The sequence below is a fragment of the Rhizobium sp. R711 genome, assembly GCF_002211365.1.
Taxonomy (GTDB): Bacteria; Pseudomonadota; Alphaproteobacteria; order Rhizobiales; family Rhizobiaceae; genus Rhizobium.
This window is the reverse complement of record NZ_LOKZ01000016.1, coordinates 34,406-60,431: the sequence shown is the minus strand read 5'-3', so window position 1 is coordinate 60,431 and position 26,026 is coordinate 34,406. Positions and strand designations below refer to the sequence as shown.

Here is a 26,026-nt window from a genome sequence, read left to right as displayed (position 1 = left end):
AGCCTCAGTCGCCGGCGGTGAAATACTTCCACTTGCCGTCAGGGGTGATCCCCAACCGATAGAAATTATAGCCACCGAATTCCTGCATGTCGGCTAGGTCGCCCGCTGTGACGATGCGCAGCAATTCCACTCGTTCGGGGGGCGTTAGTGCCTTCAGATCCTTCTCGGCGAAATAAGGCCAGACATACATCTCGTCAGCCGTGCCTTGGCCAACGTGGACAAAGCCCGTGGAAATAACGTCGAGCATAATCGCCAGGATCTCATCGCCTTCGGGATCGCCCGAAAGGTCTTTCAGCGCATTGATCGGGTCGTCCGTCGGCTCTCCGACCGTCACCTGGGTCTGGCCGGAGCCCGTGCCGAGTAGGGGGCGCAGGCGCTCGAGGTCGCCGGAAGCGGCAGCTTCGACAATCTGCTCGCGCATCTTCCGAACCGGTTCGGGAACCTTGCTGATATCGTAGATGACCTCGACAGGCTTCGAGTTGTCCAGGGCGCCGGGCGTCTTGTCGTTGCCCTGGCCGGCCTGCGAATTGACCAACGGGTCTGGCATCGGAACGCCGGGCGCGGTTGGGGACGGCGCCGGCTTGTCGCTGCCTTGCGCTGGAGCGCTCTTCTCAGCCTGTCCTGGGGTCTTCTGCAACTCGGAAAGCGCCAGGGCCGAGGTCCCGGTCAAAAAGCTGCTGGCGCTAAGGCCGATTGCAAGCAAAAGCGGCGCGATGGCGGGCCGCGAAGCATTGTCCCTAGCGGTATGCATGAAACTCTCTGTGATCGTTATTGCAAGGTGCGGTTCGGAGAAAACTCGCCGGCAAGCATACGCTCGCGCAAGGAATCCAGCAGCGCCTCGGCACTGTTTTCGCCATGAAGGCGAATGGTCTCACGTAGCGCGTGGATGATTGCTGTATCGGCGATGATCTCAGGTTCGATTCCGTCTGCCATGCCGTCAGCCCAGGCTTCGTTATGGTACTCCAAGGCCGCCTGAGTCTTCTCATGAACGATCATGTCGTCGATGTCATTGAGGCTTGGTTCCATTGTCATTTCCTCAAACTGCATGCCTTACTGCCTAGTTAACAACCTTATCAGCCTTTTCCCAAAACGACACGGCCGGGTGCGAAAAGAGGTTAATTAACCGTTAATTTCCGAACCGTGACGTAATTTCTGTGGCAAGTGTTGCACCTTCGGCACGGTATCGCTCTTCTGCCACGATGGCTGCCTGCGTGCAATCCGTATAAACAGACGCAAAGGCGCGATAGCCACGATTGAAGGCCGCGGTCAGTTGTTCCTTCCGCTGCGGCTCGTCTTTGGCCTCTGAATCAAGCAATTGCTGCATGCGTCCTCGCCATTCGCCGCTGTTTTCCGCCTTGCACAGTGTCCTTAGATAGTGAACCGACCCCAACACTTCGGCAAGCCGGGAGAGCTTGTCGTCATAGGGTACGGTGACCGTTTTTGGCGCATTCTCCTCCGGCAGTGTCGGCGTTGGGCCCTGTGCCCATGCGGGGGCAGGTAGGGCGGCGCTTGCGCACAATGCAAGAGACAGGAACACGCATCGAACGGGAATCATGCACATAGTTGATACCCTGACGGTGACGGGAGCAAGGCGCTTGCTGGAATTTCCACCTGCTTATTCGTTGCTGGACGCCAAGCGTTCGGCACATTCAAGCACGCTTTGAGGGACGGGCAGCCGGCGGATCTCTTCTACGGTGAACCAGCCGAGGTCGGCAGCATCGTCGGCTGCATGGGCGGCGGCCGTGTCGTCTGCCTCGACGCGAAACACGGAAAGGAAGAAGTGGCTGACGACGCTGCCGTCGGCGGCATGTGTCTTGAGGTCATACGTTGCGAAGAGTTGAGGGCTACGAGCTTTTATGCCTGTTTCCTCCTCAAATTCACGCAGCGCGGTTTCCTCGGGCGTTTCGTCAGGCTCGGCCCGTCCTCCCGGGAAGGCATACATATCGGCTGACGGCGGATTGCGCCGGAGCACGAGGAGGAACCGGTTGCCACGCTGGAGGATGGCGGAGGAGGCCGCCTTCGGAATGGAACTCATGGATGCCGCATTGATCTCTATTGGTTGTGCTTGGCGCCGCCTTAGTTCCGCCGGATATTGAGCTCGGCGATTCGAAGGAGCTCTCGTGACTTATATCATCTATGCCGCTGCCGCTGTTTTCGAGATTGCCGGTTGCTTTGCCTTCTGGGCCTGGCTGAGAATGGCAAAGCCCGTATGGTGGTTGGCGCCCGGCATAGTGTCCTTGGCGCTATTTGCATGGCTCCTGACCTTTGTACCAAGTGAGGCGGCAGGCCGCACCTTCGCCGCCTATGGCGGTATCTATATCGTGGCTTCCCTGATGTGGCTGTGGATCGTCGAGAGCCGTGTGCCCGACCGCTGGGACATCGGCGGTGCGTTCGTCTGCCTTTGCGGCACGGCGATGATTCTCTTCGCGCCGCGTGGCTGAGCTGGAACCGAAAGGCCCTAGCTTGACCGCTGCCTGTCGGAGTGCAAAGACAACCTCATGTGTGGACGTTATGCGTTGACGATATCCCCTGAAGAACTCAAGGAAATCCTCGGAATTATGGATCTCGAGGACTTTCCCGCGCGCTACAACATTGCCCCGACCCAGCCTATTCTGGTTGTCGTTTCGGACGAAACGCGGGAAAAGGGCAGCAACCTTCCGGAGCGCAGAGCCGTGCTCGTGCGCTGGGGCTTCACGCCGGGATGGGTGAAGGATCCCAAGCAATTCCCGCTGTTGATCAATGCCCGCGCAGAAACTGCGATCGGCAAGGCGTCGTTTCGCGCCGCGATGCGCCATCGGCGCGTTCTTGTGCCCGCCTCGGGCTTCTATGAATGGCATCGTCCGAGCAAGGAGAGCGGCGAGAAGTCCCAGGCCTATTGGATCAAGCCGCGCGGCGGCGGCGTTGTCGCCTTCGCAGGCCTGATGGAAACGTGGTCCTCCGCCGATGGTTCGGAAGTCGACACCGGCGCGATTCTGACGACTGCGGCAAACGCCGCCATCGCTCCGATCCATGACCGCATGCCCGTCGTCATCAAACCGGAAGACTTTTCGCGCTGGCTGGATTGCAAAACACAGGAACCACGCGACGTGACCGACCTGATGAAGCCGATCGAAGAGGATTTTTTCGAGGCGATCCCCGTTTCCGACAAGGTCAACAAAGTGACCAATATGGGGGCCGATCTGCAGGACAGGGTGACTGTCGAGAAGCCCCCATCGTTGCCTAAGAAAAAGCCGGACGACGGCCAGCTGAGCTTCTTCTAATTCGATAATCCCACCGCTTCATTCTCTGGAAAATCCCATGATCTCCATCTCGGCCGCGCTTGCGGGCTTCTTCCTTGGCGCCTCGCTCATTATCGCAATTGGCGCACAGAACGCGTTCATTCTACGTCAGGGTCTGCTGCGGTCGCACGTCTTCATCCTGTGCCTGATATGTGCGTTATCGGATGCCGTGCTTATTGCTGCCGGCGTTGCTGGGCTCGGAACGCTCGTCGCCCAGTCGCCGACGCTCATTTCGGTCGTGACGCTGGGGGGCGCTATCTTCCTTGGCTCATATGCGGTGATGGCATTTCGCCGCGCCCTTCATCCAGGCGCGATGCAGGCCGGCTCTCCACAGGCAGTGGGCCTGAAAGCCGCTGTGGCAACCTGTCTGGCCTTCACCTTCCTGAACCCGCATGTCTATCTGGACACGGTCGTTCTGCTCGGCAGCCTGTCCGCCGCTTATAGCGGCGCGGACCGTGTGGCCTACGGCCTCGGTGCGGCTACCGCGTCGTTCGTTTGGTTTTTTGGTTTGGGGTACGGCGCTCGGCTGCTGCAGCCGGTCTTTGAAAAACACGCCGCTTGGCGGGTTCTCGACGTCATCATCGGCATTGTGATGGCACTGCTGGCAATCAGCCTGATCGTCCGCTTTTTCGGAGGGGCTTAGGCCGGCTTCTTGATCAGCGGGGGCTTGCTCTTGAGCATCAGTGCCGCCGCAAGGACGGCCTTCAGGCCGAGCGGGCGGTAGTTAGCGCTGAGGTCGGACTTTGCCGGCTGTTCGACGCCTGTCTTCTTCGGGGTCACAATACTCTCCTCACGTGCTGTCCCTAGACTCTTATATTTATTGCTCTTTTGCCTGCAATAGCGACAAAATCGAGGCACCGCATATCAGGAATTATGTATCCGATGCATAATTCGCGAGGCTTGAGTCAGGCATTCTTCGGCAAGGAAGGTCGAGAAATATCAGATGTGGCGGCCGATATCGTCTTCGCCGACACCGGGTTCCTCGATCGTCAGGGTGCCGTATTTGCGCTTCCATTTACGGGCGCCAAAGGGCAGCGTGAGGAGGTATATCACGGCGGTCACGACCATGACTTCCCAGGTGAAACTCGACAGCAGCGCGACATAGAGGACAACGCCGAGCATCACCGGCAGGACCAGATCACGCCGCAGCCTGCTGCCCTCGGATTTGCCGGACCAGACGGGCAGGCGGCTGATGAGCAGAAATGCAATCAGAACCGTGTAGGCAGAGGAGAAATAGGCGAAGGTGCGATCCGTCGTCAGGCCGAGGAAGCCGAGATAGACGGGCAGCAGAACCAGCATCGCGCCGGCCGGTGCGGGCACGCCGACGAAATATTCCGACTGCCACGTTGCCTTGTTCTCGCGCTCGGCCATGACATTGAAGCGCGCCAGGCGAAGGCCCGCCGCAATGGAATAGATCAGGGCGGCGATCCAGCCGATCGAGCGGGCCTGATCCAGCGCAAAGACGTAGACGACAAGAGCGGGCGCGACGCCGAAGTTCACGATATCCGCCAGCGAATCCATTTGTGCGCCGAACTTCGACGTCGCCTTCATCAGCCGCGCAACGCGGCCGTCGATCCCGTCAAGGAATGCGGCGAGAAGAACCATGCCGACTGCAAGTTCGTACCGGTTCTCGAAAGCCAGGCGAATGCCGGTGAGACCCGCGCAGATCGCCAAAATCGTGATGAGATTAGGAATGATGAGGCGAAGCGGAATCTCGCGAAGCCGCGGTCCACGCCCCGAATCATCAGGAGGGCCGTTGGGTTCGAAGGGCGGGAAGGGCGTTTCCATGTCGCTCTCCAGTGCTATTAGCTTCGGCGGCTGACGATCGGGCCCTTGGCTGAGCCGAACTCGGCCAGCACGGTTTCACCGGCGATCGCCGTCTGGCCGAGCGTCACGCGGGGCGCCGCGCCTGCCGGGAGAAATACGTCAAGACGTGACCCGAAGCGAATGAGGCCGAAGCGCTCGCCGGCGTCCAGAGGTTCGCCCGTATTGGCCCAGCACAGGATGCGCCGTGCAACGAGGCCGGCGATCTGAACGACGCCAATCTGGCCATGCTTGGTTTCGATCACCAGGCCGTTGCGCTCGTTGTCCTCGCTTGCTTTGTCGAGTTCGGCGTTCACGAAGCTGCCCGACCGGTAGTTGACGCTGACAATGCGTCCGCGCACCGGGGAGCGGTTCACGTGGCAGTTGAAGACATTCATGAACACCGAGATGCGCAGCATCGGCTCGCTGCCGAGGTTCAGTTCGGCAGGTGGCACGACCAACTGAACGGAGGACACCTTGCCATCGGCGGGTGAGATGACGAGATCGTCATCCTGGGGCGTCATTCTCTCGGGGTCACGGAAGAAGTAGGCGCACCACAGCGTCAGGATCAGCCCGATCCAGAACAACGGCTTGAAGATCCAGCCCAGGATCAGTGATGCGACGAAGAAGGCGGCGATGAAGGGGTAACCTTCCTTGTGCACCGGAACGATCGTGTTGCGCACCGTATTGAACAAGCTCATTTATACCGCTCTCCTAAAGCATGTCTCCCGAAAGCGGGAACCGGTTTCGGCCAAAGACATGCGTGAAAACAAAGAACTAAAGCGCGACAGGCGAATCTGAAAGATCGCGCCGCGCTTCGGCGTTCTTTTCTCACCGCTGGTTACAGGGAAACCGCCGCCGGGGCAATGCTGCGCCTCCCTGACCTCACATCTATGACGGGCTTCTGAACAGCAAAGCAGCCCACGTGCCCTGCATTGAGGTTAGCTCGCCGGCGCAAGCCTGTTCACGACGCCCATGTCGTCGCTCTCGCGGACCTGCTTAAGGTGCTCCTCAGCCTGCGTGGCTTCGCGCTGGCGGTTCCACATCGAGGCATATAGACCATTCTTCTGGAGAAGCGCGGTATGTGTCCCGCGTTCAGCGATCTCGCCGCTTTTCAGAACAATGATCTCGTCTGCGCCAATGACGGTGGACAGGCGGTGGGCAATAACAAGCGTCGTGCGATTCTTGGATACGACATCGAGTGCGGTCTGGATGTCGCGCTCGGTGGTGGTGTCGAGGGCCGAGGTTGCTTCGTCGAGGATCAGAATCGGCGGCGCCTTCAGGACCGTCCGGGCGATCGCAACGCGCTGCTTCTCGCCACCGGAGAGCTTCAGGCCACGCTCGCCAACCTTGGTATCAAAGCCCTCGGGCAGCAGATCGATGAAATGCGCGATCTGGGCGATCTCGGCCGCAGTTTTGACCTCTGCATCGGTGGCCGATGGACGCCCGTAACGGATGTTGTAGGCAACCGTATCGTTGAAAAGGACGGTGTCTTGCGGAACCATGCCGATGGCCGACCGCAAGCTCTTCTGAGTCACTGTCCGGATATCCTGGCCGTCGACCGAGACCGAGCCGCTCTGAATGTCGTAGAAGCGGTAGAGGAGACGCGACAAGGTCGATTTACCGGCACCTGAAGGGCCAACCACTGCGACGGTCTTGCCGGCAGGCACTTCGAAGGAAATGCCCTTCAGAATCGGACGGGCAGGGTCATAGGAAAAATGCACGTCCTTGAAGGAGATGGCGCCTTGCTTGATATCGAGAGGCGTTGCATCGGGGGCATCCCTCACTTCCGCCTTGACCTCAAGGAGATCGAACATCTGTTCGATATCCGTCAGCCCCTGGCGGATTTCGCGATAGACGAAGCCGATGAAGTTCAACGGGACGGAAAGCTGCAGAAGCATAGCGTTGACGAAGACGAAGTCGCCAACCGTCTGCTCGCCGCGTTGGACAGCAAGCGCCGACAGGATGAGCATCACCGTCGTGCCCAGTCCGAAAATCACGCCCTGGCCGAAGTTGAGCCAGCCGAGCGAGGTCCAGACATCCGTGGCCGCTTTTTCGTAGCGTTCCATCGACCTGTCAAAGCGCCGGGCCTCCATCTCCTCGTTGCCGAAATATTTGACCGTTTCGAAGTTGAGGAGCGAGTCAATCGCCTTGGTATTGGCGTCGGTATCGCTGTCGTTCATCGCGCGGCGGATGGCGATGCGCCAGTCGCTGGCGCGGATCGTGAACCAGATATAGGCCCAGACGGTGAAGGCGGTGACGGCAAGATAGGAAAAGCCGTAACCCCACCAGAAGATGATGGCGGTCAGCAGAAACTCGATCAGCGTCGGAACCGAGTTGAGGATCGTAAACCGCACTATGGTCTCGATGCCTTTGGTACCGCGCTCGATGATACGGGATAGACCTCCGGTCTTTCTCTCCAGATGAAAACGCAGCGACAGTTCATGCATATGCACGAAGGTCTTGTAGGCCAGCTGCCGAACTGCGTGCTGCCCGACGCTGGCGAACAGTGCGTCGCGCAACTGGTTCAAGCCGAGTTGGATGAGACGGGTGAGGTTGTAGGCGATCACCAAGGCGATCGCGCCTGCAAGCAGGTCCGGCACTTTGCCGGCCAGGTCCATCTTCCCGTTCAGCGCGTCGGTCGACCACTTGAAGAAATAGGGGACGAGCAGCAGCACGAACTTGGAGACAAGCAGATACACCGAAGCCCAGACCACTCGCATCTTGAGATCCGTTCGACCGGCCGGCCACATGTAGGGCCAGAGATTGAACAGTGTCTGCAGGAGGCTGGAATCAGAGACTGTCTTGTTGTTTGCCATGCGAATCTCCCGCCGAAAGGCGCTGATGGCGCTGCGTTGCCGACAGATTTGGGAGCGGCGGAAATGCCGAAACGGCCTCGCCGAACATGATCGTCGTCACCGCCATATAGGGGTTGGCGGGAGCAATACAACAAATGGACGCTGCAGGAAAAGAGCGGCCGGACATGATCTCTGTCCAGCCGCTCGATTAGGGCATGATCGCCTTAGAGGTGCCCACCCGAAAGCCGCTTGCGGTGAAGCTCTTCAGCGTTCGGCAGGGCATCCTTGGGAAGACCGAAAATCTGGCCTGGCAAGATGCGGTCCGGGTTCGTGATCTTGTCCTCGTTGGCGACATAGATCGTGGTGTAGCGGACGCCGGCGCCGTAGATGCGTCGCGAAATCTGCCAGAGCGTATCGCCGCGGCGAATGATGACCGTCTCGTTGCTCGGGGCAAGCGGTGCCTGCTCGATCGTCGTCGGCCCGCTTTGAGTTCCTGCGATTTCGTTTGTCGCCGGTGCACTCGGCGCAGGACCCGTCAGCTGGGCTATCTCGCCGCCGAGTTTGCCCAGCGCCTCGCCGACGGACTTCGCATCCGTAGGCAACGCCTGCAGCGTCTTCAGTGCACCCGCTGCGGCTTCTGCTACCGTCGAAGCCTGATGCTTGACGTCGGCTGTGGCGTCGACCGCGGTGCGGAAGTCCACGATGGCCCTGAGGGCAAATTCGTTGGCGGAGCGGGCTGCGGCGAGCTGTTCTGCTCCCGGCACCTTGCCGTCGGCAAAGAGCCCGCTGAGCAGAGCAAAGGCCTTCGCGGCATCATTTTTCAGCTTTCCGAGCGCACCCTCATCAAGTGGCACCATCGCCGCCGGGCTTCCGGTCTGCGGGGTCGCGCCCTGTGCGGCAACCGTCACCTGATTTCCTGCCGGACGGTTGAAGTTCACCGAGGCACGAACGGCGACCTTGTCGGCGTCGTCGAGAACGTCGACGCGGATCTTGTGGTCGCCAACTGCAAGCGGCATCACGCCGTCGACAACGAAATGACCATCGGGACCAGCTTTCGCTTTCCCGATCAACGTGTCATCTGCATAGGCGACGACATTCGCCAAGGGCTTCGCCGTGCCCGCGACAAAGATCTTGTCGCCTTCGATCTCAACGGCGCTGACCGCGACGTCGGCGGCAGTACCAGGCTGCGCTCCAGCGGCTGCGGGCGCGCTCGCCACATCCGTCGAGCTCGGCGCTTGGTTGGTATTGGTTGCAGGTTGGCCCGAAGGCGCAGTGGAGGCAACTTCGGCATTCGGCTTGGGTGCGGTGATGATCCGGCTTGCCGTACCGGGCTTGGAGACCATCGCCAGCAACTCGGAACCCTTGCCATTCTTGGGGACGGATACGGTTGCGACTTCTTCCGATGTCGTGGCTTTGCCATCCTTGCCGGTGGCTCGCAGGACGAGCTGGTGATCGCCAGGGACAAGCGGATTGTCGAGCACCGCGACAAAATCACCGGTCGGACCGACGTCCGTCGTGGTCACGACTTTGTCCCCATCCATGATTTCAAGCTTGCTGTTCGGTTCGGCCGAACCGGCGATAACCGTCGAGCCATCCGGCTCTACGCGCAGCACGTCGAAGGTTGGGAGGTTGTTGGCGCCTTCCGCGGGGGAGGCGGCCGCTGACGCTTGGCCGGCCGGCGATGTCGAATCAGGGGAGCCGGTCAGCGCCGCTTCAGCCTTCGCAATTGCCGCTGCAGCATCTGCAATGTTTTCGGGCAGGGCCTTGATGGTCGTCAGTGCATTCGCTGCGCCATCCTTGGCCTTCGTGGCGGCGGCCGCTGTAACCGGGTTCGTGCCATCCGGGATCGCAAAGTCCGCGAGCGCCTGAAGCGAGGTCGTGGCCTTCAACTTGGCCGCTTCGAAAACCTCCTGGGTCGGGCCCTTGCCGTCTGCAAAGAGCGCCTGAAGTTCCGATATGGCTTGGCCTGCCTCTGAAGCAAGGCGACCAACTTTCTGGGTTGTTTCGGCGTCATCTGGGGCCGACGGGCGTGAAGTCTTTGCGGATTCGGTGACCGTCTTCTTCACTTCGGAGCTGGCTTGGTTTATCGCGTCACCAACTTTGGCAGCGTCTCCGCCGATGCGGGGCATGACGAAAAAGACCATCAAAAGAATTGCGACTACAAGCACTGCAAGAGCCAGCAAGCCGGCACGGTTTCTCATCATCACGTCTCCCCAGGCGGCAATCTTGCCGGACTTCCTAAAATTGCTAGCGATTCCCGCCGCTTTGCACAAGCAGTCAAAGTAGCCGAGCAAATGTAAGACGCAGGTTTTCCGTCATTTTTCTTGACTGAGGGCAGAGAGAATAGTTGTTTGCCCCTATGACAGATCAATCTCATTCCATCCGCTCCATTTGTGTTTACTGCGGTTCGCGACCGGGCAGCGATCCCCGCCATATGGCAGCCGGCCGCGCGCTGGGTAAGGAAATCGCCGAGTACGGCCTGCGCCTCATCTATGGTGGAGGCACCAAGGGCATCATGGGGGCTGTGGCGAGCGGCGTGCTTTCGAACGGTGGTCAGGTAACCGGCATCATCCCCGAGTTCCTGATCGACATGGAGGCTACGCGCCATTCCCTCGGCCAGCTCAATGAATTAATTGTAACGCCTGACATGCATACGCGCAAACACGCGATGTTCGAGCGCTCCGATGCGTTCGTAGCTCTTCCTGGTGGCATCGGTACGCTGGAGGAGATCGTCGAGATCATGACCTGGGCGCAACTCGGCCGTCACGAAAAGCCGATGGTGTTTGCCAACGTCAATGGTTTCTGGGATCCGATGATGGAGCTCATGCGGCATATGACGGACGAGGGCTTCGTCCACACGGCCCATCGCGTCCAGCCGCTCGTCATCGACGACATCTCCGAAATCATCCCTGGTATCATGGCGCAGGCGGCCGAAATTGCATCGGCCGACCGTGACGGTGAAGATGCCGTGATCTCGAAGATGTAAAAGCCGGACTTAGCCCTCCCGGCTCCCTTTGAGCATCGCCCAGCTGTAGAGGAACAGGCCTGCCCAGATCAGCGGGAAGGCGATCATGCGTGCTGTGCCAAGAGGTTCGTGGAACACGAAGATCGCTATCAGGAAGATCATCGTCGGCGCGATGTACTGCATGATGCCGATGGTCGAAAGCCGTAGCAGCTTGGCACCATTGGCATAGATCATCAGCGGGACGGCGGTGACGACACCGCAACCGAGCAGCAGGCCCGTATCGGCCCAGCCGGTGCGATAGAAGTGCCCTTCGCCGCTGCCGAGTTCGAGATAGAGAATGTAGAAGAACGCCGGGATGCTAAGGATCAGCACTTCGAGAAAGAAGCCCTGGTTTGGGCCGAGTGGCAACGTCTTGCGGAACAGCGCATAGAGACCCCAGGAAATCGTCAGCGTCAGCGATACCCAAGGAACGCCGCCGCCGTCGAACGCCAGCACCACGACGGCAAGGCCGGCCAGCGCAATCGCCGCGATCTGAATGCGGTGCAGCCGTTCCTTCAAGACCACGGCGCCGAGGAAGATGCTGAACAGCGGATTGATGAAATAGCCGAGTGCCGCGTCAAGCGAATGACCGCTGCCAATCGCCCAGACATAGGTGCCCCAGTTGACGGTGATCAGCGATGCGGTGAGAGCCGCCATCGCCATCATGCGTGGTGAGCGCAAGGCCGTGCGGATATCCTGCGTGCGACCGAGGACGATCAGCACAAGCCCTGCCAGCGGCAGGGACCAGACGATACGGTGGGCAATGACTTCTGCCGGCGAAATATGAGCGACGGCCTTCATGTAGATCGGCAGGAAACCCCAAAGGAGATAGGCCGTCAGCGCAAAGGCGAAACCACGCGGACTGTCTTCGTTCTTGATAACAGGAACGCTTGCATTGGCGGACATCGAGTGTTTCCATATTTGGTCTTGTTATCGACCCGCTTAACCTAACGGACGTGAATAGGCCAATTCATTTCGGTGAACGGATGCTGGCCGATCGCGACGGTGAAGACCATGGACGAAGAGGCTCTTGCGAATTGCCGCAGAGAGTTTGCCTTCCGCGTGCTGGCTAAGGAGGGCGTGCAGGGCGACGACGCTCTGCTGCGGGCCTTCGCGACGGTGCCGCGCGAGCGGTTCCTCGGGCCGCCGCCGTGGAAGATGGCGGGGTGGGGCGGCTATGTCGATGCCTCGGGAGATCCCTCCGTCGTCTATCAGGACGTACTGTTTGCGCTTCAGCACGAACGGCATATCAACAATGGCAGCCCGAGCCTCCACGCCCGGGGGATCCACAAGCTGGCGCTCCGCCAGGGGGGCACCGTCTGTCATGTGGGCGCCGGCAGCGGCTACTACACGGCGATCATCTCCCTGCTTGTTGGCAGCAGCGGCCACGTTACCGCCGTTGAATTCGACGGCGAACTGGCGAGACGGGCAGAAGAGAATCTCCGCGACTACCCGAACGTTCATGTCGTCCACGGCAATGGGATCGAGTGGCCGCGTGAGCCGACAGATGCCGTCTATGTGAATTTTGCCATTCACTTTCCAGCTGAAGCCTGGGTGGAGCGGTTGAGCGTCGGCGGTCGGCTGATTCTGCCGCTGGGTGTCCCTGACGTCGACGCGGCGGGGCCGACCGGGCTTGCTTCCTACGCTGGCTTCTTCCTGTTCCGCCGCGAAGACCATGGTTACGCGGCCGAATATCTGGGACCTGTCGCGTTTGTCTGGGCGGATGCCGTAAAGGGTGGGTTCGATAGCTACAGGCGGCTGGAGGCCGCCTTCTACAAGGGCAGCATGGAGCAGGTCCGCGCCCTGCGCTGGAAGACCGCGCGGCAGGGCAAGGAATGGTATTCGGAGGCGGATTGGGGCCTCGTCCTCGGTGGGTGAAACCTATTCGGCAGCGATCTTGCCGGCTAGCTGCCGATTCTTCATCAGCTTGTAGATCACCGAGTCCATCAGCGCCTGGAATGAGGCGTCGATGATGTTCTCAGATACGCCGACCGTCCACCAGCGAACGCCGTCGCTATCCGTGGATTCGATGAGGACGCGGGTGATGGCCTCGGTGCCGCCGTTGAGGATACGCACCTTGAAGTCGGCCAGAACCAGATCGTCTATCTCGTGCTGGTATTTGCCGAAATCCTTGCGCAGTGCGAGGTCGAGAGCATTGACCGGACCGTCGCCTTCCGCGACCGACATGATCGTCTGCCCGTCGATGACGATTTTCACGACGGCTTCCGAGACGATCTTCACGCGGCCATGGGAATCGAAACGGCGCTCGACCATGATGCGGAAGCCCTCGATCGAGAAGAATTCCGGGATGGTTCCGAGGGTGCGGCGCGCCAACAGTTCGAAGCTCGCATCGGCGCCCTCATAGGCGTAGCCGGAAGCCTCTCGCTCCTTGACCAGTGCGATCAGGCGGTCGAGCTTGGGGTCATCCTTGCCGACTTTTATGCCGCGCCGCTTCAGCGCGTTGATGAAGTTCGCCTTTCCACCCTGATCTGAGACCATGACCTTGCGGAAATTGCCGACGCTATCAGGCGTCACGTGCTCGTAGGTGCGGGGATCTTTGAGTAGTGCGGAGGCATGGATGCCCGCCTTGGTCGCGAAGGCCGAGGCGCCAACGTAAGGCATCTGGTGATCGGGTGAGCGGTTCAGAAGCTCGTCGAACGCATGCGACAGGCGTGTCAGGTTGGTCAGCCGCTCGTTGTCGATGGTCGTCTCGAAGCGTTGTGCATAGGTCTCCTTCAGCGCCAGAGTCGGGATCAACGTCACGAGATTGGCATTCCCGCAGCGCTCACCGATGCCGTTCAGCGTGCCCTGGATCTGACGAACCCCTGCCTCGACGGCTGCCAGCGAGTTGGCGACTGCTTGGCCGGTATCGTTGTGGGCATGGATCCCAAGACAGTTCCCCGGAACGCCCGCAGCAATTAGGGCCTCGACGATGGCGCGGATTTCCGGCGGCTGCGTGCCGCCATTGGTGTCGCAGAGCACGACCCAGCGGGCGCCGGCATCGTAGGCTGTCTTTGCACAGGCGATGGCATAGGCTGGATTTGCCTTGTAGCCGTCGAAGAAATGCTCGCAATCGACCATCGCCTCCTTGCCGGCGGCGACGGCGGCCTTGACGCTTTCGGCAATGCTCTCGAGATTTTCCTCGTTGGTACAGCCGAGCGCGACCTTCACGTGGTAGTCCCAGCTCTTGGCGACAAAACAGATCGCGTCGCTCTTAGCCTGCAGCAGGCTTGCCAAGCCGGGATCGTTCGAGGCTGAAATGCCGGCGCGCTTCGTCATCCCGAAGGCAACGAAACGGGCCTGCGTCGTGCGCTTCTCGCTGAAGAAGGCGGTGTCCGTCGGATTTGCGCCGGGATAGCCGCCTTCGACGTAATCAAGACCGAACTCGTCGAGCATGCTTGCGATCGCAATCTTGTCCTCGACGGAGAAGTCGATGCCGGGGGTCTGCTGCCCGTCGCGGAGCGTCGTGTCGAAGAGGTAGATCTTTTCGCGTGTCATGATGGTCGTCCTGTCGGCCTTGTGGCTCGTTATTGCTTTCCGGCGAATTTGTCCGTGGCGCGGATCAGCTTGTCGAGAATGCCTGGCTCCGAATAGGCGTGTCCGGCGCCCTCGATCAGATGAAACTCCGCCGTCGGCCATGCCTTGTGCAGCAGCCAGGCATATTTCGCCGGGCATGGCATATCGTAGCGGCCGTGCACGATGACACCGGGAATGTCCTTCAACTTGTAAGCATCCCGCAGCAGTTGGCCTTCGTCCATCCAGCCGGCATGGACGAAGAAGTGGTTCTCGATCCGGGCAAAGGCATAGGCGAAGTCGGCGTCCTCGAACTTGCCGCTGGTCGACTTCTCCGGCAGCAGCGTGATGGTTTCGCCCTCCCATATGCTCCAGGCTTGGGCGGCCTCAAGGGCGACAGCCCGGTCCGCCCCGGTGAGCCGGCGATTGTAGGCCAGCATCATTTCATGGCGTTCTTCCGGCGGGATCGGCGCAATGAAGCGCTCCCACTTGTCGGGGAACATTGCTGACACGCCGAACTGATAATACCAGTCGAGCTCGGCCTTGGTGAGCGTATAGATGCCACGCACGACCAGCTCGGAAACGCGCTGCGGATGCGTCTCGGCATAGGCAAGCGCCAACGTCGAGCCCCACGAGCCACCGAAGACCTGCCACTTTTCCACGCCTGCCATCTCGCGCAGCCGCTCGATGTCCGCGACCAGATGCCAGGTCGTGTTGGCGTTGAGATTGGCGTGCGGCGTGGACTTGCCACAGCCGCGCTGGTCGAACAGCAGCACGTCGTAGAGCGCGGGATCGAAGAGGCGGCGGTGGCTCGGCGAGAAACCGCCACCAGGTCCGCCGTGCAGGAACACCGCCGGCTTTGCTCCCGGTGTGCCCGAACGCTCCCAATAAATCCTGTGGCCATCGCCGACGTCGAGGTGGCCGGAAGCATAGGGTTCGATTTTGGGATAGAGGGTACGGAGCACTTCAGTCATATTTTGACGCCTTCGGCTGGCCAGATTGCAGTATCGTGATCGGGGTGCTGGAAGGAGATGATTGCCTCCTGCCGTGCATAGAAGTCCGGGTCCTTGTGAACGGGTTGGTCGAAGATCGTCTCGACCCAGGGAATGCGTGCGTCGTGGTTGACCTGGATCTGCGGCGCCAGATCACTGCGGTCGTCGAACGTGCCAATCGCGAGCTCGAGGCCGCCCGGGTGGCGGTAGGTCATCGGTGTGCCGCAATTCTTGCAGAAGCCGCGCTCGATGTTGATGGAAGACTGGAAATAGCTGGGCTCGCCACGCGTCCACTCCATGCCTTCGTCAGGTGCGGTCACAAGCGCGGAGAAGAAGCCGCCGAATTGCTTCTGGCACATGCGGCAGTGGCAGATCGAAGGGCGGCCTAGCTTGCCGCTGATGCGGAATCTGACTGCGCCGCACTGGCAGCCGCCGGTTCGAATGGGTTCGCTCATGCTAAGGCTCCGCTTGGCCAATGGGTTGTGTCGTGATCAGGGTGCTGATGATTGCTCGCGGCAATCGCGTTTTCACGCTCGGGCGTTTCTTGTTCCGGCTCGACAGGCAGGGTGTCGAGCTCGTGAAACCAGCTCATCTTGCGTCCGGTGTTCGATTGCATCACCGGCTTGACGCTATCGGGATCGTCCAATGAACCGAGCACGATGTTGATGAAGTCCGCATCCGGAACATCATAGAAAAGCGGTGTCCCGCAGTCGGCGCAAAAGCCGCGGCGCACGATATCGGACGAGTGAAACCATTTGGGCTCACCGCGCGTCACGGCAAAATCCCTTCGCTTTGCGGCCGCCAGCGGCATGAAATAGTTCCCGGCTGCTTTCTGGCACATGCGGCAGTGGCAAAGGTGCGGATAGCCGAGTTCGCCTACGGCACGGTAACGAACCGCGCCGCACTGGCAACCTCCGCACAGAGCCACAGCCGTTGTCACGGATTTTTCTCCTCAGGCCATGTGCTCGTGTCGTGATCCGGGTGCTGGTAGGAGACGATGTCGAGCACGAACGGTGCTGCTTCGGCGTCCTCTTCGGTCTGGCGAACCGGCAACTCATGCAGGTGATCGACGAAACCGATCTTGCGTTCGGTGCCATATTGGATGACCGGCGGCAGGGCAGATGGATCATCGAAGGCGCCGGCTGCGACCGCCATTCCATCCGGCGCCTCGTAGGTCAGCGGCGTGCCGCAATCGGCACAGAAGCCACGCTCGACCAGGTTGGACGAACGGAAGCGCTTGCGCTCGCCGCGCGTCCATTCGAATTCGGCGCCGGGCACGGAAACCAGAGGTGCGTAGTAGGCGCCGAATGCCTTCTGGCACATGCGGCAATGACAGATGGAAGAATCCTTCAACGTTCCGCGAACCCGGAAGCGGACCGCGCCGCACTGGCATCCGCCTGTGTAGGTGTTCATCTCTTCAGCTCCCACTTGGTCACTCGTTCGCCCGTGGCCGGATCCTTGCCGTCCTTGAGCTGGATGCCCTCGGCAAGCAGCGTCTCACGGATCTTGTCGGCCTCGGCGAAGTTCTTCGCCTTGAGCAGTTCCAGCCGCACCTTGACCCGCCGGTCGATTTCGATGGCGATCGCTTCGTCGATCTCAGTCTTCTCGGGCAGGACACCGAGCAGGGCGGCACTCGCGGCGAACGTCGCGTGATCGCCGGACTGGGCAAGCGCATGCAGTGCCTGGATTGCCGCTACCGTGTTGAGGTCGTCGGCCAGGGCATTGACGACTGCCGCGTCGGGCTGCACACCCGCAGCATCCGCTGCCGGCCACTTTGCGAGCAGGCGCTCGGCCTCCTCCAGACGCTTGACCGAAAAATCGATCGGCTCGCGATAATGGGTCATCAACATCGCAAGGCGCAGCACGTCGCCCGGCCATTGCCGGCCACCGAACTTTTCGGTGTGCAGCAGTTCGTAGATGGTGACGAAGTTGCCTTCGGACTTCGACATCTTGCGGCCTTCGACCTGCAGGAAGCCGTTGTGCATCCAGACGTTGGCCATGACCTTGGTGCCATGGGCGCAACGCGACTGCGCGATCTCGTTCTCGTGGTGCGGGAAGATCAGGTCGAGGCCGCCGCCGTGGATGTCGAAGACCTCACCGAGGTAGCGCTCGCTCATGGCCGAGCATTCGATATGCCAGCCCGGGCGGCCGCGGCCCCAGGGGCTCTCCCAGCCGGGCTCGCTGTCGCTCGAGAGCTTCCACAGGACGAAGTCGCCGGGATTCTTCTTGTGCGCGTCGACGGCGATACGGGCACCGGCCTGCTGTTCGTCGAGATTGCGCTTCGAGAGCTGGCCGTAATCCACCATCGACTTCGTGTCGAACAGCACTTCACCTGATGCCTGGTAGGCATGGCCGTTGGCGATCAGCTTTTCGATGATCTCGATCATTTTGGCAATATTGTCGGTGGCGCGCGGCTGGACCGACGGCTCAAGGCAGCCGAGCGCCTTGGCGTCATCGAGGAACTGGGTCTCGGTCTTCTGCGTCACGGCGCGGATGGCATCATTGAGCGGCAGGCCGGGATAGTCGCGCAAAGCACGCGCGTTGATCTTGTCGTCAACATCGGTGATGTTGCGCGCATAGGTGACGTGCTCAGCCCCATAGACATGGTTCAACAATCGGAAGAGCACGTCGAAGACGATGACCGGGCGCGCATTGCCGATGTGAGCGAAATCATAGACGGTCGGGCCGCAGACATACATGCGGACGTTCTGCGGATCGATCGGCGCAAAGGCCATCTTTTCGCGTGTCAGCGTGTTGTAAAGCTTCAGTTCCGGCTTCTTAGTGTCTGGCGCGCCGGCCATATCTACTCTCCCAAATGCAATGATCCGAAAAAAATCTGCCACCGGCGGGCCGGGGCGTTTCTCATCTTGGACTTTTCAGGAGACGAAAACGGCCAGGCCAGCGAACGCGCTAGCGAATAATCTTCCGGCAGATAATGCAGATAACCGTTTTCATGGCGGGTTTTATGGCGCGGGAACCGGGTTTGGTCAAGGGGGTGAGAAGCGACCCGGCGCGAGCCGGAGCAATCGATCCAGTGAATCGATTGCAGCGCCGAACCTCTGGCCCGTCTCCGAGGATGAATCGAGATTCCTGCGCCATTTTCGGAGCGCAAATCTCATTTAGAAAATTGCGACGCCGCTGAAGAACGGGGGAAATAGTGCACAGGTTGACATACGGAATAATCGGTGCGGCAGCAATTTTCCTTGTCGTATCTGCTACATACTTCGCATACGATTTCGGCATGGTTCGCTTCAACAATCCATCCCTTAGTAAATATCCAATCCAGGGTATCGACGTCAGTCATCACCAAGGCGACATCGATTGGAACAGGGTCGCGGCGCAGTCGAACGTCCGTTTTGCGATCATGAAGGCGACCGAAGGCGGGGACCACCAAGATTCCCAGTTCGCCGTGAACTGGCAATTCGCGAAAGATGCGGGCTTGGTACGTGGCGCATACCATTTCTTCACCTTCTGCCGCCCAGGCAAGGATCAGGCACGGAATGTTTTGGCAACCGTACCTAGAGAACAGGGAACTCTGCCAATCGCCGTCGATCTGGAGTTTGTCGGAAATTGCAACAAGGTCCCGACGCTGGAGGAGATGGCAGCGGAGGTGAACGCGTTCTTTGCTGAACTGAAAAGCACCTTTCCGGAGAAACCGATATTCTACGTCACCCAGGAGTTCTTTGATCAATATCTCAGGGGCAACGAATCCCGATTCCCCGAACACTACCTGTGGCTTCGAAGCGTGTTCAAAGAGCCTCGCCGGACCGATTGCGGCGATTGGTCAATCTGGCAGTTCGCCGACAACGGCACGCTGGACGGCATTCAAGGTCCTGTCGACCTCAACGCGCTTTGCCCATCGGAAACAGGTTTCGCGCATCTGTTCCCGGCCGTGGCGGCGAAGTAAAGCGCGCTTACTCCGGCAGCCGGTAATCGACCAGTTTGTTTTCGCGGACGAGGAAGAGCTTGCCGGTCTCGGTTACGTCGGGACCGACCAGCGGCAGGATTGCCTTGGCGACTTCGGAGGGATGCGGCAGCGTCTCGGGATCTTCGCCCGGAACGGCCTGGGCGCGCATGGCCGTGCGCGTCGCACCCGGATCGACACTGGTGATGCGAAGCGGCGTGCGTTGCGTTTCGCCGGCCCAGGTGCGGGCCAGCGCCTCGACGGCAGCCTTGGAGGCGGAGTAGGGGCCCCAGAATGGGCGACACTTGTGCGCAGCACCGGACGAAAGAATGACGGCGCGGCCGGCCTCGGAGCGCGACAGCAGCGGATCGACGGAGCGGATCAGCCGCCACGTCGCGGTAACATTGATGGTCATCACCTTCTCGAAGGTCTTTGCCTCGATATGCCCGATCGGCGAAATCACGCCGAGTATGCCGGCATTGGCCACGAGAATGTCGAGCTTGCCCCAGCGCTCGAAGATCGAGGCGCCGAGCGCGTCGAGCGCGTTCATGTCGGCGAGGTCGAACGGTACGAGGGTGGCTGAGCCGCCGGCTGCCTTGATAGCATCATCGAGATCCTCGAGGCCGCCGACGGTACGGGCGCAGGCAATCACATGTGCCCCGGCCTTGGCCAGTTCCAGCGCCGTGAAATACCCGATGCCGCGGGATGCGCCGGTGACGAGCGCGATCTTGCCTTCAAGGTTGATAGTCATGGTCCCCGGTTCCCCCGTAGCGGAAAAAGTAAGGGGCGCAATAAGCGCCCCTTGGTCAAATGTCAAAGCGAATGGCTGTCAGCCGTTGGTCGCCAACAAGGAAACCTTGCGGCCCATCGTTTCGCCGTCCTTGTCGAGAAGGCGGGTCGGATAATCGCCGGTGAAGTAGTGGTCGGTGAACTGCGGGCGGGCGTCGTTACGGTCCTCCCCGCCGACGGCGCGATAAAGGCCGTTGATCGACAGGAACTGCAGGGAGTCGGCGCCGATATATTTGCACATGGCTTCGAGGCTGTCGTACTGGTTCGCCAACAGTTTCTCGCGGTCCGGCGTGTCGATGCCGTAGAAATCGGGATAGTAGATCATCGGGCTGGCGACGCGGATATGCACTTCCTTAGCGCCGGCGTCGCGGATCATCTGCACGATCTTCAGGGAGGTAGTGCCGCGCACGATCGAATCGTCGACGAGCACGACGCGCTTGCCTTCGATCATCGCCCGGTTGGCGGAATGCTTAAGCTTCACGCCAAAGGCGCGGATCTGCTGCGTCGGTTCGATGAAGGTACGGCCGACATAGTGGTTACGGATAATGCCGTATTCGAACGGGATGCCGCTCTCCTGTGCATAGCCAAGCGCAGCAGGCGTGCCGCCATCCGGAACGGGAACGACGACATCAGCCTCGACAGGAGATTCCTTGGCTAGGTTGATGCCCATGTTTTTGCGGGCGACATAGACGCTGCGGCCGCCGACGACGGAATCCGGACGGGCGAAGTAGACATACTCAAACAGGCAGAGACGCTCCGGCTGGCCGTTGCCAGCCTTGCGAGCGTCGATCGAGATCGAACCATCAGGCTGGATTTCGCAGATAATGACTTCGCCGTTCTCGACGTCGCGAACGAACTTCGCGCCGATGATGTCGAGCGCGCAGGTCTCCGAGCAGAAGATCGGCTTGCCGTCGAGTTCACCCATGACGAGGGGACGAATGCCGGTGGGATCACGCGCCGCGATGAGCTTCGTGCGCGTTATGGCGAGCATCGAATAACCGCCCTCCATCTGGCGGATGGCGTCGATGAAGCGGTCGGCGGTAGAGGTGTAGCGCGAGCGCGCAATGAGGTGGAGAACGACTTCCGTATCGGAGGTGGACTGACAGATAGCGCCACCGGCGATGAGCTGGCGACGAAGCGTCAGGCCGTTCGTGAAGTTGCCGTTGTGGGCGATGGCGATGCCACCGACTTCAAGTTCCGCGAAGAGCGGCTGCACGTTGCGGAGCGCTACTTCGCCGGTCGTTGAATAGCGATTGTGGCCGATCGAGATGTTGCCGGGAAGGCGGGCGAGGGTGGTCGGGTCGGTATAGTGATCGCCGACCAGGCCCATATGTCGTTCGGAGTGGAAGCGCAGTCCGTCGAAGGAGACGATACCGGCTGCTTCCTGCCCGCGATGCTGGAGGGCATGCAGGCCGAGCGCCGTCAAGGTAGACGCATCATCATGGCCAAGAATGCCGAAGACGCCGCATTCTTCGTGGAGGGTGTCTCCATCGAATTCATCATTGAGCGTCAAGGAATGAGACTGGTTCATCGATGCGGGCCTTTGCTCTCACAAGAATGGATCGGCTTTCCATAGCATGATGCCGTAATCATGCGTTTTAAACGGCTGAGGCCCGGCAGAGCGGATGCCCGGCCGGACCTTTATTCACGTTCCGCTCAAATGGCAATTGCCAGGTGGCGGGTCAAGCTGTTGAACACTGCGTCAATTAGACGGCTGCTGTGCACCGGTTGCAGGGGCGGGCGCTGCATCTTCGGCTGGCGCCGCCTGGTCGGATGCCGGCGCGCTGCCGCTCTCAGTATTGCCGCCCTGCGGCTGAATTTTGTCCATCACGCTCGCCCGCACCATCTGCGCGAATTCTGCCGGCAGTACGGACTGCAACTTGACCACCATCGAGTCCAGGAACGGCTTCGACTTGGCGTTGTTCACCCAGGCCGGGCGGTGATCCACGTCCACGAGCCAGTTCCAGAAAGCGACGGCGACGACGAGAAGAAGTATGCCCCTAGCCGCGCCGAAGAGAAAGCCCAAAGTGCGGTCCAGAGCGCCGATCCGGCTGTCGATGATGAAGTCTGCGATCTTCATGGTGATGAAGGAGATCACGATCAGCGCGATCAGGAACACCACCGCGGCCGAGCCGACGATCGCGATACGGTCGTCATCCGTGTACTTCTTCGCGTAAGGCACGAGGTAGGGATAAAAATAGTATGCGGCGGCTGCGGAGCCGCCCCAGCTTGCGATCGAAAGAACTTCGCGGGAGAAGCCGCGTACCATTGCAAGTACGGCGGAGAAAAGAACGACGCCGATGACAATACCGTCGAAAATCGTAATGGGCATATAAATTCAACTCCAGGACCGCCGTTTATCTACGGCTTGGTCGCGCCTCATTGCGTGCATCCTATAACATCACCGATGCTGGCGATGAAAGGATCAAACCTCTTCTTCCACACGTCGCAGAGCACCTTTCGACCCGGCAATACGTGCAACCAGGTCCGGAAGGCTCTCGATCTCGCTCCAGCGACCGCCGGAACCCTTCGGCAGGTCGGCTGACGCCGAGGGAAGCAGCGCGGCAGAAAAGCCCAGCTTCTCGGCTTCTTTGAGGCGCTGGGACGTATGTGAAACCGGCCGGACGGCGCCCGACAGGCTGACTTCGCCGAAATAGACACAATTGGCCGGCAGGGCAATACCGGCAAGCGACGAAACCAGTGCCGAGGCGACTGCGAGATCGGCGGCCGGCTCCGAGATGCGATAGCCGCCCGCGATGTTCAGATAGACGTCGTGCTGGCCAAGCCGCACGCCGCAATGGGCCTCGAGTACGGCAAGGATCATCGACAGCCGCGCCGAATCCCAGCCGACGACGGCGCGGCGAGGGGTGCCGAGCGATGTCGGCGCGACGAGCGCCTGCACTTCGACCAGGATCGGGCGCGTGCCCTCCATTCCGGCAAAGACGGCAGCGCCCGGCGATTTCTCGTTGCGTTCACCAAGGAACAGTTCGGAGGGATTGGCGACCTCTCGGAGCCCCTTGTCCGACATTTCAAAGACGCCAATCTCGTCGGTCGGCCCGAAACGGTTCTTGACCGTGCGCAGGATACGGTAGTGATGGCCGCGATCGCCTTCGAAATAGAGGACGGCATCGACCATGTGCTCGACGACACGCGGGCCTGCGATCTGGCCGTCCTTGGTGACGTGACCGACGAGAACCATCGCAGCACCAGTCTGCTTGGCGAAGCGGATCATCGACTGAACGCCGGTGCGCACCTGGGTCACGGTTCCGGGAGCGGATTCGGCAAGTTCACTCCAGAGCGTCTGGATGGAGTCGATGATCACAAGATCCGGCCGCTTGCCTTCCGCCACAGTTGCCAGAATGTCCTCCACGTTGGTTTCCGCGGCGAGCAGCACATCGGTATCGGCGGCCTGCAGACGCTGCGCCCGCAGCCGTACCTGCGCGACTGCCTCTTCACCCGAGACATAGATGATCCGATGGCCGCGGCGCGAAAGGGCCGCCGCCCCCTGCATCAGCAGCGTCGATTTGCCGATGCCGGGATCGCCGCCGATCAGCACAGCCGAGCCGCGCACGAAGCCGCCACCAAGCGCCCGATCCAGTTCGGAGATGCCTGTGTGGATGCGCGGCGCTTCCTCGATTTCTCCTGACAGCGTCGTCAGCGTGACCGGGCGGCCCTTTTTCGGCGTCTTTGCCGGTCCACCTCCGATGCCGCCCATTGGGTCTTCCTCGACGATGGTGTTCCACTCGCCGCAGTTATCGCACTTGCCCGCCCAGCGATTATGAACCGCGCCGCAGCTCTGGCAGATGAATTGTGTCCTGGCCTTCGCCATCAATCATGCTTTCGGTTGGATGGTAGCTAGCGCGTCGCATCGAATCAGTTGGACTGCTCAAATAATCATTCGCGGCACCGATCAAAACTAATGATTTCCCTATCAGGGGCTGCGGTGGCACTTGTTCTCCACTATCTTGGAGGCCACGAGATGCTGGACTATTCGCTCGCGCACTGGATTGCGTTCTTGACCGCAGCGGTTCTGCTGAACCTGTCGCCAGGCCCTGACATGGCTTTCATTCTCGGCCACACCGTCAAGAGCGGGACGAAGACCGGCTTTGCCGCGCTCTTCGGCATCTGGACCGGCGCCTGCCTGCATGTGGCCATGGCGGCATTCGGCCTTTCCGCGATCCTCGCCGCCTCCGCGCTGGCCTTTTCGGTGGTCAAGTGGGTCGGCGCGATCTACCTCGTCTGGCTCGGCATTCAGGCATTGCGCTCGAAGGGCGAGGGCGGTCTGGTCAATGCGGCGAAAGACGTCCTGCCCTGGAGCCGTGTCTACAGGCAGGGCATCCTCGTTTCGCTTTTGAACCCGAAGGTCGCGATCTTCTTCCTCGCCTTCCTGCCGCAATTCGTGGTCGAGGGCGCTGGACCGACCTGGCTACAGCTGGCGGTCCACGGCGTACTCATCATTGTCGTTGCAGCCTTCATCGAGCCGCCGCTCATCCTGGCGGGAGGGCGCCTCGCCGATCTCATCAAACGCAGAAAGAGCATCGGCCTCTGGCTCGATCGCGGCCTTGGGGCGCTGCTGGTGGCACTCGGCGTGCGGCTGGCGCTAACGACGCGCTAGGTCCTTAGTCTTCCTCGTACAGGTAACGCCGTTCGTGCCGAAGGCCGATGCTGGTCAGGATTTCGTAGCCGATCGTACCCGCCGACCTAGCGACATCGTCGACGAGTACGTTCTTTCCGAACAGTTCCACGTAATCGCCTGCGCGCACTGCGTTTTCCGGAAGGTCGGTGATATCGAAAATCGTCAGGTCCATGGTGACGCGGCCGGCAACGGGAATCTTCCGGCCAGCCACGAAGCCGTAACCTCCCTGCGGTACGACCTGGCGCAAGGGGACACCACCGCTCGACTGACTTCGCAGATATCCATCGGCATAGCCGGCCGACACGATGGCGAGCTTGCTGTCGCGGGTCAATCGCATGGCGCGGCCGTAGCCCACGGACTCGTCCGCCTTGGCCGTGCGAACCTGAAGGACCCGGGCCTCGGCGGTCACCACCGGCCGCATGGGGTTCGCCATGCCGTTGACGGCTTCGCCGCCGTAGATCGCGATGCCGGGGCGCGTCAGGTCAAAGTGGTAATCGCTGCCGAGGAAGATGCCGGCGGAAGCCGCAAGGCTTGAATCGATACCTTCATAGGCGGCGCTAATCTGCCGGAATGATTCAAGCTGTTGCCGGTTCATTTCCGAGGAATCGTCATCGCTGCAGGCGAGATGACTCATGACGAGCACCGGTGCAAAACTTGCCGGACGCGAGACGTCGTCGGCAAGCGCGATCGCCTCGTCCACGGAAAGGCCCAGCCGGTTGAAGCCCGTGTCGACGTGGAGCGCGCAGGGATAGTCGCCGTATTCGGCGAGCACCGCCATCCAGAAAGCGAGTTGTTCTTCCGACGAGATCACCGGCACGAGATCGTTTTCGAAGAAGCGCCGCTCCGTGCCCGGCCAGATGCCGGAGAGGACGAAGATGCGCGCATCGGGGGCATAGGGCCGTAGCGTCACGCCTTCATCGACGGTGGCGACGAAGAAATCGCGCGCGCCCGCCATAAACAGCGCTTCGCCGGCGTCTTCGATGCCGGTGCCGTACGCGTCCGCCTTCACGACCGCGGCGGCCCGGGCCTTGCCGGAGCGTCGCGCCATGTCTTTCCAGTTTTCCGTCAGTGCCGTCAGGTCGACGGTCAGCCGCAGGCCGGCGGAGTCGAATGGATCTTCATCTTCGAAACTATCAACAAAATCAGTCATCGTGCTTCACAAAGGTAGGGAGGGTACTCGTCGCGTGGCAGTCTAGAGATCAATAAGGCAAAGTAAACGCAAGCCAAGGAGATATCGATCTTGCGATCACTTTTGTTCAAGACGCAGAGGCGCGCCTGAAGTAGGCTGGTTCGATGGAGAATGTATCGC

28 protein-coding genes are annotated in these 26,026 nt (G+C 60.6%); 7 read left to right on the top strand and 21 right to left on the bottom strand.

Annotated elements, in window-relative coordinates; genetic code table 11:
• Positions 1-4: 4 nt before the first annotated feature.
• The 4 genes from ATY80_RS16950 to ATY80_RS16935 all read right to left on the bottom strand — a co-directional run bounded on the left by ATY80_RS16950 (position 5) and on the right by ATY80_RS16935 (position 2,035).
• Positions 5-751 carry a hypothetical protein gene (locus tag ATY80_RS16950; RefSeq protein WP_088693533.1) on the bottom strand — a complete coding sequence of 249 codons (747 nt, stop codon included), beginning with the start codon at positions 749-751 and terminating at the stop codon, positions 5-7.
• A gap of 17 nt (positions 752-768) precedes the next feature.
• Positions 769-1,026 (bottom strand): hypothetical protein, encoded by a 258-nt coding sequence (locus tag ATY80_RS16945; RefSeq protein ID WP_018857413.1) that lies wholly within the window; start codon positions 1,024-1,026, stop codon positions 769-771.
• 100 nt (positions 1,027-1,126) lie between these two features.
• Positions 1,127-1,555, bottom strand: coding sequence for a TIGR02301 family protein (locus ATY80_RS16940; RefSeq protein WP_088693546.1), 429 nt, complete (start codon positions 1,553-1,555; stop codon positions 1,127-1,129).
• Positions 1,556-1,615: 60 nt separating this feature from the next.
• Complete coding sequence (locus ATY80_RS16935) at positions 1,616-2,035, bottom strand: NUDIX domain-containing protein (RefSeq protein WP_088693532.1); 420 nt, start codon at positions 2,033-2,035, stop codon at positions 1,616-1,618.
• An 85-nt stretch (positions 2,036-2,120) separates the two neighbouring features.
• Here ATY80_RS16935 and ATY80_RS16930 point away from each other — a divergent pair, with 85 nt between their 5' ends.
• Genes ATY80_RS16930 through ATY80_RS16920 form a run of 3 tightly spaced genes read left to right on the top strand, consistent with a single transcriptional unit; the run spans position 2,121 to position 3,921 of the window.
• Entirely contained in the window at positions 2,121-2,441 is a 321-nt protein-coding gene (locus ATY80_RS16930; RefSeq protein WP_088693531.1) for a YnfA family protein, read from the top strand.
• Positions 2,442-2,498: 57 nt separating this feature from the next.
• The gene (locus ATY80_RS16925; protein ID WP_088693530.1) at positions 2,499-3,260 is read left to right on the top strand and encodes an SOS response-associated peptidase; all 762 of its coding nucleotides are present in this window, start codon (positions 2,499-2,501) and stop codon (positions 3,258-3,260) included.
• Between the two features lie 37 nt (positions 3,261-3,297).
• Positions 3,298-3,921: a LysE/ArgO family amino acid transporter gene (locus ATY80_RS16920; protein ID WP_088693529.1), complete on the top strand. Its 624-nt coding sequence runs from the start codon at positions 3,298-3,300 to the stop codon at positions 3,919-3,921.
• Here the strand turns inward: ATY80_RS16920 and ATY80_RS29000 are convergent.
• From ATY80_RS29000 to ATY80_RS16900, 5 genes are all read right to left on the bottom strand, one after another.
• Positions 3,918-4,058 carry a hypothetical protein gene (locus ATY80_RS29000; RefSeq protein ID WP_189637182.1) on the bottom strand — a complete coding sequence of 47 codons (141 nt, stop codon included), beginning with the start codon at positions 4,056-4,058 and terminating at the stop codon, positions 3,918-3,920. The genes ATY80_RS16920 and ATY80_RS29000 overlap by 4 nt on opposite strands.
• Positions 4,059-4,217: 159 nt before the next feature.
• The gene (pssA, locus tag ATY80_RS16915) at positions 4,218-5,066 is read right to left on the bottom strand and encodes a CDP-diacylglycerol--serine O-phosphatidyltransferase (RefSeq protein ID WP_088693528.1); all 849 of its coding nucleotides are present in this window, start codon (positions 5,064-5,066) and stop codon (positions 4,218-4,220) included.
• A gap of 17 nt (positions 5,067-5,083) precedes the next feature.
• Complete coding sequence (locus ATY80_RS16910) at positions 5,084-5,782, bottom strand: phosphatidylserine decarboxylase (protein ID WP_088693527.1); 699 nt, start codon at positions 5,780-5,782, stop codon at positions 5,084-5,086.
• Between the two features lie 240 nt (positions 5,783-6,022).
• Complete coding sequence (locus ATY80_RS16905; protein ID WP_088693526.1) at positions 6,023-7,900, bottom strand: ABC transporter ATP-binding protein/permease; 1,878 nt, start codon at positions 7,898-7,900, stop codon at positions 6,023-6,025.
• 203 nt (positions 7,901-8,103) lie between these two features.
• Positions 8,104-10,083 carry a LysM peptidoglycan-binding domain-containing protein gene (locus ATY80_RS16900; RefSeq protein ID WP_088693525.1) on the bottom strand — a complete coding sequence of 660 codons (1,980 nt, stop codon included), beginning with the start codon at positions 10,081-10,083 and terminating at the stop codon, positions 8,104-8,106.
• Between the two features lie 155 nt (positions 10,084-10,238).
• On the opposite strand from ATY80_RS16900, the gene ATY80_RS16895 reads away from it, so the two are divergent.
• Positions 10,239-10,865: a TIGR00730 family Rossman fold protein gene (locus ATY80_RS16895; protein WP_088693524.1), complete on the top strand. Its 627-nt coding sequence runs from the start codon at positions 10,239-10,241 to the stop codon at positions 10,863-10,865.
• Positions 10,866-10,874: 9 nt separating this feature from the next.
• On the opposite strand, the gene rarD is transcribed toward ATY80_RS16895, so the two are convergent.
• The gene (rarD, locus tag ATY80_RS16890) at positions 10,875-11,789 is read right to left on the bottom strand and encodes an EamA family transporter RarD (protein ID WP_088693523.1); all 915 of its coding nucleotides are present in this window, start codon (positions 11,787-11,789) and stop codon (positions 10,875-10,877) included.
• A 108-nt stretch (positions 11,790-11,897) separates the two neighbouring features.
• On the opposite strand from rarD, the gene ATY80_RS16885 reads away from it, so the two are divergent.
• Entirely contained in the window at positions 11,898-12,761 is an 864-nt protein-coding gene (locus ATY80_RS16885; RefSeq protein WP_088693522.1) for a methyltransferase domain-containing protein, read from the top strand.
• Positions 12,762-12,764: 3 nt separating this feature from the next.
• Here ATY80_RS16885 and cimA read toward each other — a convergent pair whose 3' ends face one another.
• The 6 genes from cimA to cysS are packed head-to-tail and all read right to left on the bottom strand — an operon-like array spanning position 12,765 to position 18,189.
• On the bottom strand, positions 12,765-14,381 hold the full coding sequence (cimA, locus tag ATY80_RS16880) for a citramalate synthase (protein ID WP_088693521.1): 1,617 nt from the start codon (positions 14,379-14,381) through the stop codon (positions 12,765-12,767).
• Positions 14,382-14,410: 29 nt separating this feature from the next.
• Complete coding sequence (gene pip / locus ATY80_RS16875; RefSeq protein ID WP_088693520.1) at positions 14,411-15,370, bottom strand: prolyl aminopeptidase; 960 nt, start codon at positions 15,368-15,370, stop codon at positions 14,411-14,413.
• Positions 15,367-15,843 carry a GFA family protein gene (locus ATY80_RS16870; protein WP_088693519.1) on the bottom strand — a complete coding sequence of 159 codons (477 nt, stop codon included), beginning with the start codon at positions 15,841-15,843 and terminating at the stop codon, positions 15,367-15,369. The genes pip and ATY80_RS16870 overlap by 4 nt, the downstream gene beginning before the upstream one ends.
• A complete protein-coding gene (locus ATY80_RS16865) occupies positions 15,840-16,328 on the bottom strand; it encodes a GFA family protein (protein ID WP_088693518.1) in 489 nt (162 codons plus the stop codon). The genes ATY80_RS16870 and ATY80_RS16865 overlap by 4 nt, the downstream gene beginning before the upstream one ends.
• A complete protein-coding gene (locus ATY80_RS16860) occupies positions 16,325-16,801 on the bottom strand; it encodes a GFA family protein (RefSeq protein WP_088693517.1) in 477 nt (158 codons plus the stop codon). The genes ATY80_RS16865 and ATY80_RS16860 overlap by 4 nt, the downstream gene beginning before the upstream one ends.
• Positions 16,798-18,189, bottom strand: a complete 1,392-nt coding sequence (gene cysS / locus ATY80_RS16855) for a cysteine--tRNA ligase (protein ID WP_088693516.1) — start codon at positions 18,187-18,189, stop codon at positions 16,798-16,800. Before cysS ends, ATY80_RS16860 begins: the two co-directional genes overlap by 4 nt.
• Before the next feature lie 356 nt (positions 18,190-18,545).
• Here cysS and ATY80_RS16845 point away from each other — a divergent pair, with 356 nt between their 5' ends.
• Positions 18,546-19,295: a GH25 family lysozyme gene (locus tag ATY80_RS16845; protein ID WP_245306851.1), complete on the top strand. Its 750-nt coding sequence runs from the start codon at positions 18,546-18,548 to the stop codon at positions 19,293-19,295.
• Between the two features lie 7 nt (positions 19,296-19,302).
• Here the strand turns inward: ATY80_RS16845 and ATY80_RS16840 are convergent, their stop codons facing one another.
• The 4 genes from ATY80_RS16840 to radA form a co-directional block, all read right to left on the bottom strand.
• On the bottom strand, positions 19,303-20,043 hold the full coding sequence (locus ATY80_RS16840; protein ID WP_088693515.1) for an SDR family NAD(P)-dependent oxidoreductase: 741 nt from the start codon (positions 20,041-20,043) through the stop codon (positions 19,303-19,305).
• Between the two features lie 78 nt (positions 20,044-20,121).
• A complete protein-coding gene (gene purF / locus ATY80_RS16835) occupies positions 20,122-21,612 on the bottom strand; it encodes an amidophosphoribosyltransferase (protein ID WP_088693514.1) in 1,491 nt (496 codons plus the stop codon).
• 171 nt (positions 21,613-21,783) lie between these two features.
• The gene (locus ATY80_RS16830) at positions 21,784-22,413 is read right to left on the bottom strand and encodes a CvpA family protein (protein WP_088693513.1); all 630 of its coding nucleotides are present in this window, start codon (positions 22,411-22,413) and stop codon (positions 21,784-21,786) included.
• Positions 22,414-22,506: 93 nt separating this feature from the next.
• Positions 22,507-23,910 carry a DNA repair protein RadA gene (gene radA, locus ATY80_RS16825; RefSeq protein ID WP_088693512.1) on the bottom strand — a complete coding sequence of 468 codons (1,404 nt, stop codon included), beginning with the start codon at positions 23,908-23,910 and terminating at the stop codon, positions 22,507-22,509.
• 150 nt (positions 23,911-24,060) lie between these two features.
• Here radA and ATY80_RS16820 point away from each other — a divergent pair, with 150 nt between their 5' ends.
• Entirely contained in the window at positions 24,061-24,696 is a 636-nt protein-coding gene (locus ATY80_RS16820) for a LysE family translocator (protein ID WP_088693511.1), read from the top strand.
• 4 nt (positions 24,697-24,700) lie between these two features.
• Here ATY80_RS16820 and alr read toward each other — a convergent pair whose 3' ends face one another.
• The gene (alr, locus tag ATY80_RS16815; RefSeq protein WP_088693510.1) at positions 24,701-25,867 is read right to left on the bottom strand and encodes an alanine racemase; all 1,167 of its coding nucleotides are present in this window, start codon (positions 25,865-25,867) and stop codon (positions 24,701-24,703) included.
• Between the last annotated feature and the right edge of the window lie 159 nt (positions 25,868-26,026).

Excerpts from the sequence above, each read along its gene's own strand:
- ATY80_RS16935 (WP_088693532.1), bottom strand. The coding sequence starts at position 2,035 with ATGAGTTCCATTCCGAAGGCGGCCTCCTCCGCCATCCTCCAGCGTGGC.
- cysS (WP_088693516.1), bottom strand. The coding sequence starts at position 18,189 with ATGGCCGGCGCGCCAGACACTAAGAAGCCGGAACTGAAGCTTTACAAC.
- cimA (WP_088693521.1), bottom strand. The coding sequence starts at position 14,381 with ATGACACGCGAAAAGATCTACCTCTTCGACACGACGCTCCGCGACGGG.
- pip (WP_088693520.1), bottom strand. The coding sequence starts at position 15,370 with ATGACTGAAGTGCTCCGTACCCTCTATCCCAAAATCGAACCCTATGCT.
- ATY80_RS16885 (WP_088693522.1), top strand. The coding sequence starts at position 11,898 with ATGGACGAAGAGGCTCTTGCGAATTGCCGCAGAGAGTTTGCCTTCCGC.
- ATY80_RS16830 (WP_088693513.1), bottom strand. The coding sequence starts at position 22,413 with ATGCCCATTACGATTTTCGACGGTATTGTCATCGGCGTCGTTCTTTTC.
- ATY80_RS16870 (WP_088693519.1), bottom strand. The coding sequence starts at position 15,843 with ATGAGCGAACCCATTCGAACCGGCGGCTGCCAGTGCGGCGCAGTCAGA.
- pssA (WP_088693528.1), bottom strand. The coding sequence starts at position 5,066 with ATGGAAACGCCCTTCCCGCCCTTCGAACCCAACGGCCCTCCTGATGAT.
- ATY80_RS16860 (WP_088693517.1), bottom strand. The coding sequence starts at position 16,801 with ATGAACACCTACACAGGCGGATGCCAGTGCGGCGCGGTCCGCTTCCGG.
- ATY80_RS16905 (WP_088693526.1), bottom strand. The coding sequence starts at position 7,900 with ATGGCAAACAACAAGACAGTCTCTGATTCCAGCCTCCTGCAGACACTG.
- ATY80_RS16910 (WP_088693527.1), bottom strand. The coding sequence starts at position 5,782 with ATGAGCTTGTTCAATACGGTGCGCAACACGATCGTTCCGGTGCACAAG.
- ATY80_RS16895 (WP_088693524.1), top strand. The coding sequence starts at position 10,239 with ATGACAGATCAATCTCATTCCATCCGCTCCATTTGTGTTTACTGCGGT.
- ATY80_RS16945 (WP_018857413.1), bottom strand. The coding sequence starts at position 1,026 with ATGGAACCAAGCCTCAATGACATCGACGACATGATCGTTCATGAGAAG.
- ATY80_RS16900 (WP_088693525.1), bottom strand. The coding sequence starts at position 10,083 with ATGATGAGAAACCGTGCCGGCTTGCTGGCTCTTGCAGTGCTTGTAGTC.
- alr (WP_088693510.1), bottom strand. The coding sequence starts at position 25,867 with ATGACTGATTTTGTTGATAGTTTCGAAGATGAAGATCCATTCGACTCC.
- ATY80_RS16950 (WP_088693533.1), bottom strand. The coding sequence starts at position 751 with ATGCATACCGCTAGGGACAATGCTTCGCGGCCCGCCATCGCGCCGCTT.
- ATY80_RS16920 (WP_088693529.1), top strand. The coding sequence starts at position 3,298 with ATGATCTCCATCTCGGCCGCGCTTGCGGGCTTCTTCCTTGGCGCCTCG.
- ATY80_RS16840 (WP_088693515.1), bottom strand. The coding sequence starts at position 20,043 with ATGACTATCAACCTTGAAGGCAAGATCGCGCTCGTCACCGGCGCATCC.
- ATY80_RS16820 (WP_088693511.1), top strand. The coding sequence starts at position 24,061 with ATGCTGGACTATTCGCTCGCGCACTGGATTGCGTTCTTGACCGCAGCG.
- radA (WP_088693512.1), bottom strand. The coding sequence starts at position 23,910 with ATGGCGAAGGCCAGGACACAATTCATCTGCCAGAGCTGCGGCGCGGTT.
- ATY80_RS16925 (WP_088693530.1), top strand. The coding sequence starts at position 2,499 with ATGTGTGGACGTTATGCGTTGACGATATCCCCTGAAGAACTCAAGGAA.
- purF (WP_088693514.1), bottom strand. The coding sequence starts at position 21,612 with ATGAACCAGTCTCATTCCTTGACGCTCAATGATGAATTCGATGGAGAC.
- ATY80_RS16940 (WP_088693546.1), bottom strand. The coding sequence starts at position 1,555 with ATGATTCCCGTTCGATGCGTGTTCCTGTCTCTTGCATTGTGCGCAAGC.
- rarD (WP_088693523.1), bottom strand. The coding sequence starts at position 11,789 with ATGTCCGCCAATGCAAGCGTTCCTGTTATCAAGAACGAAGACAGTCCG.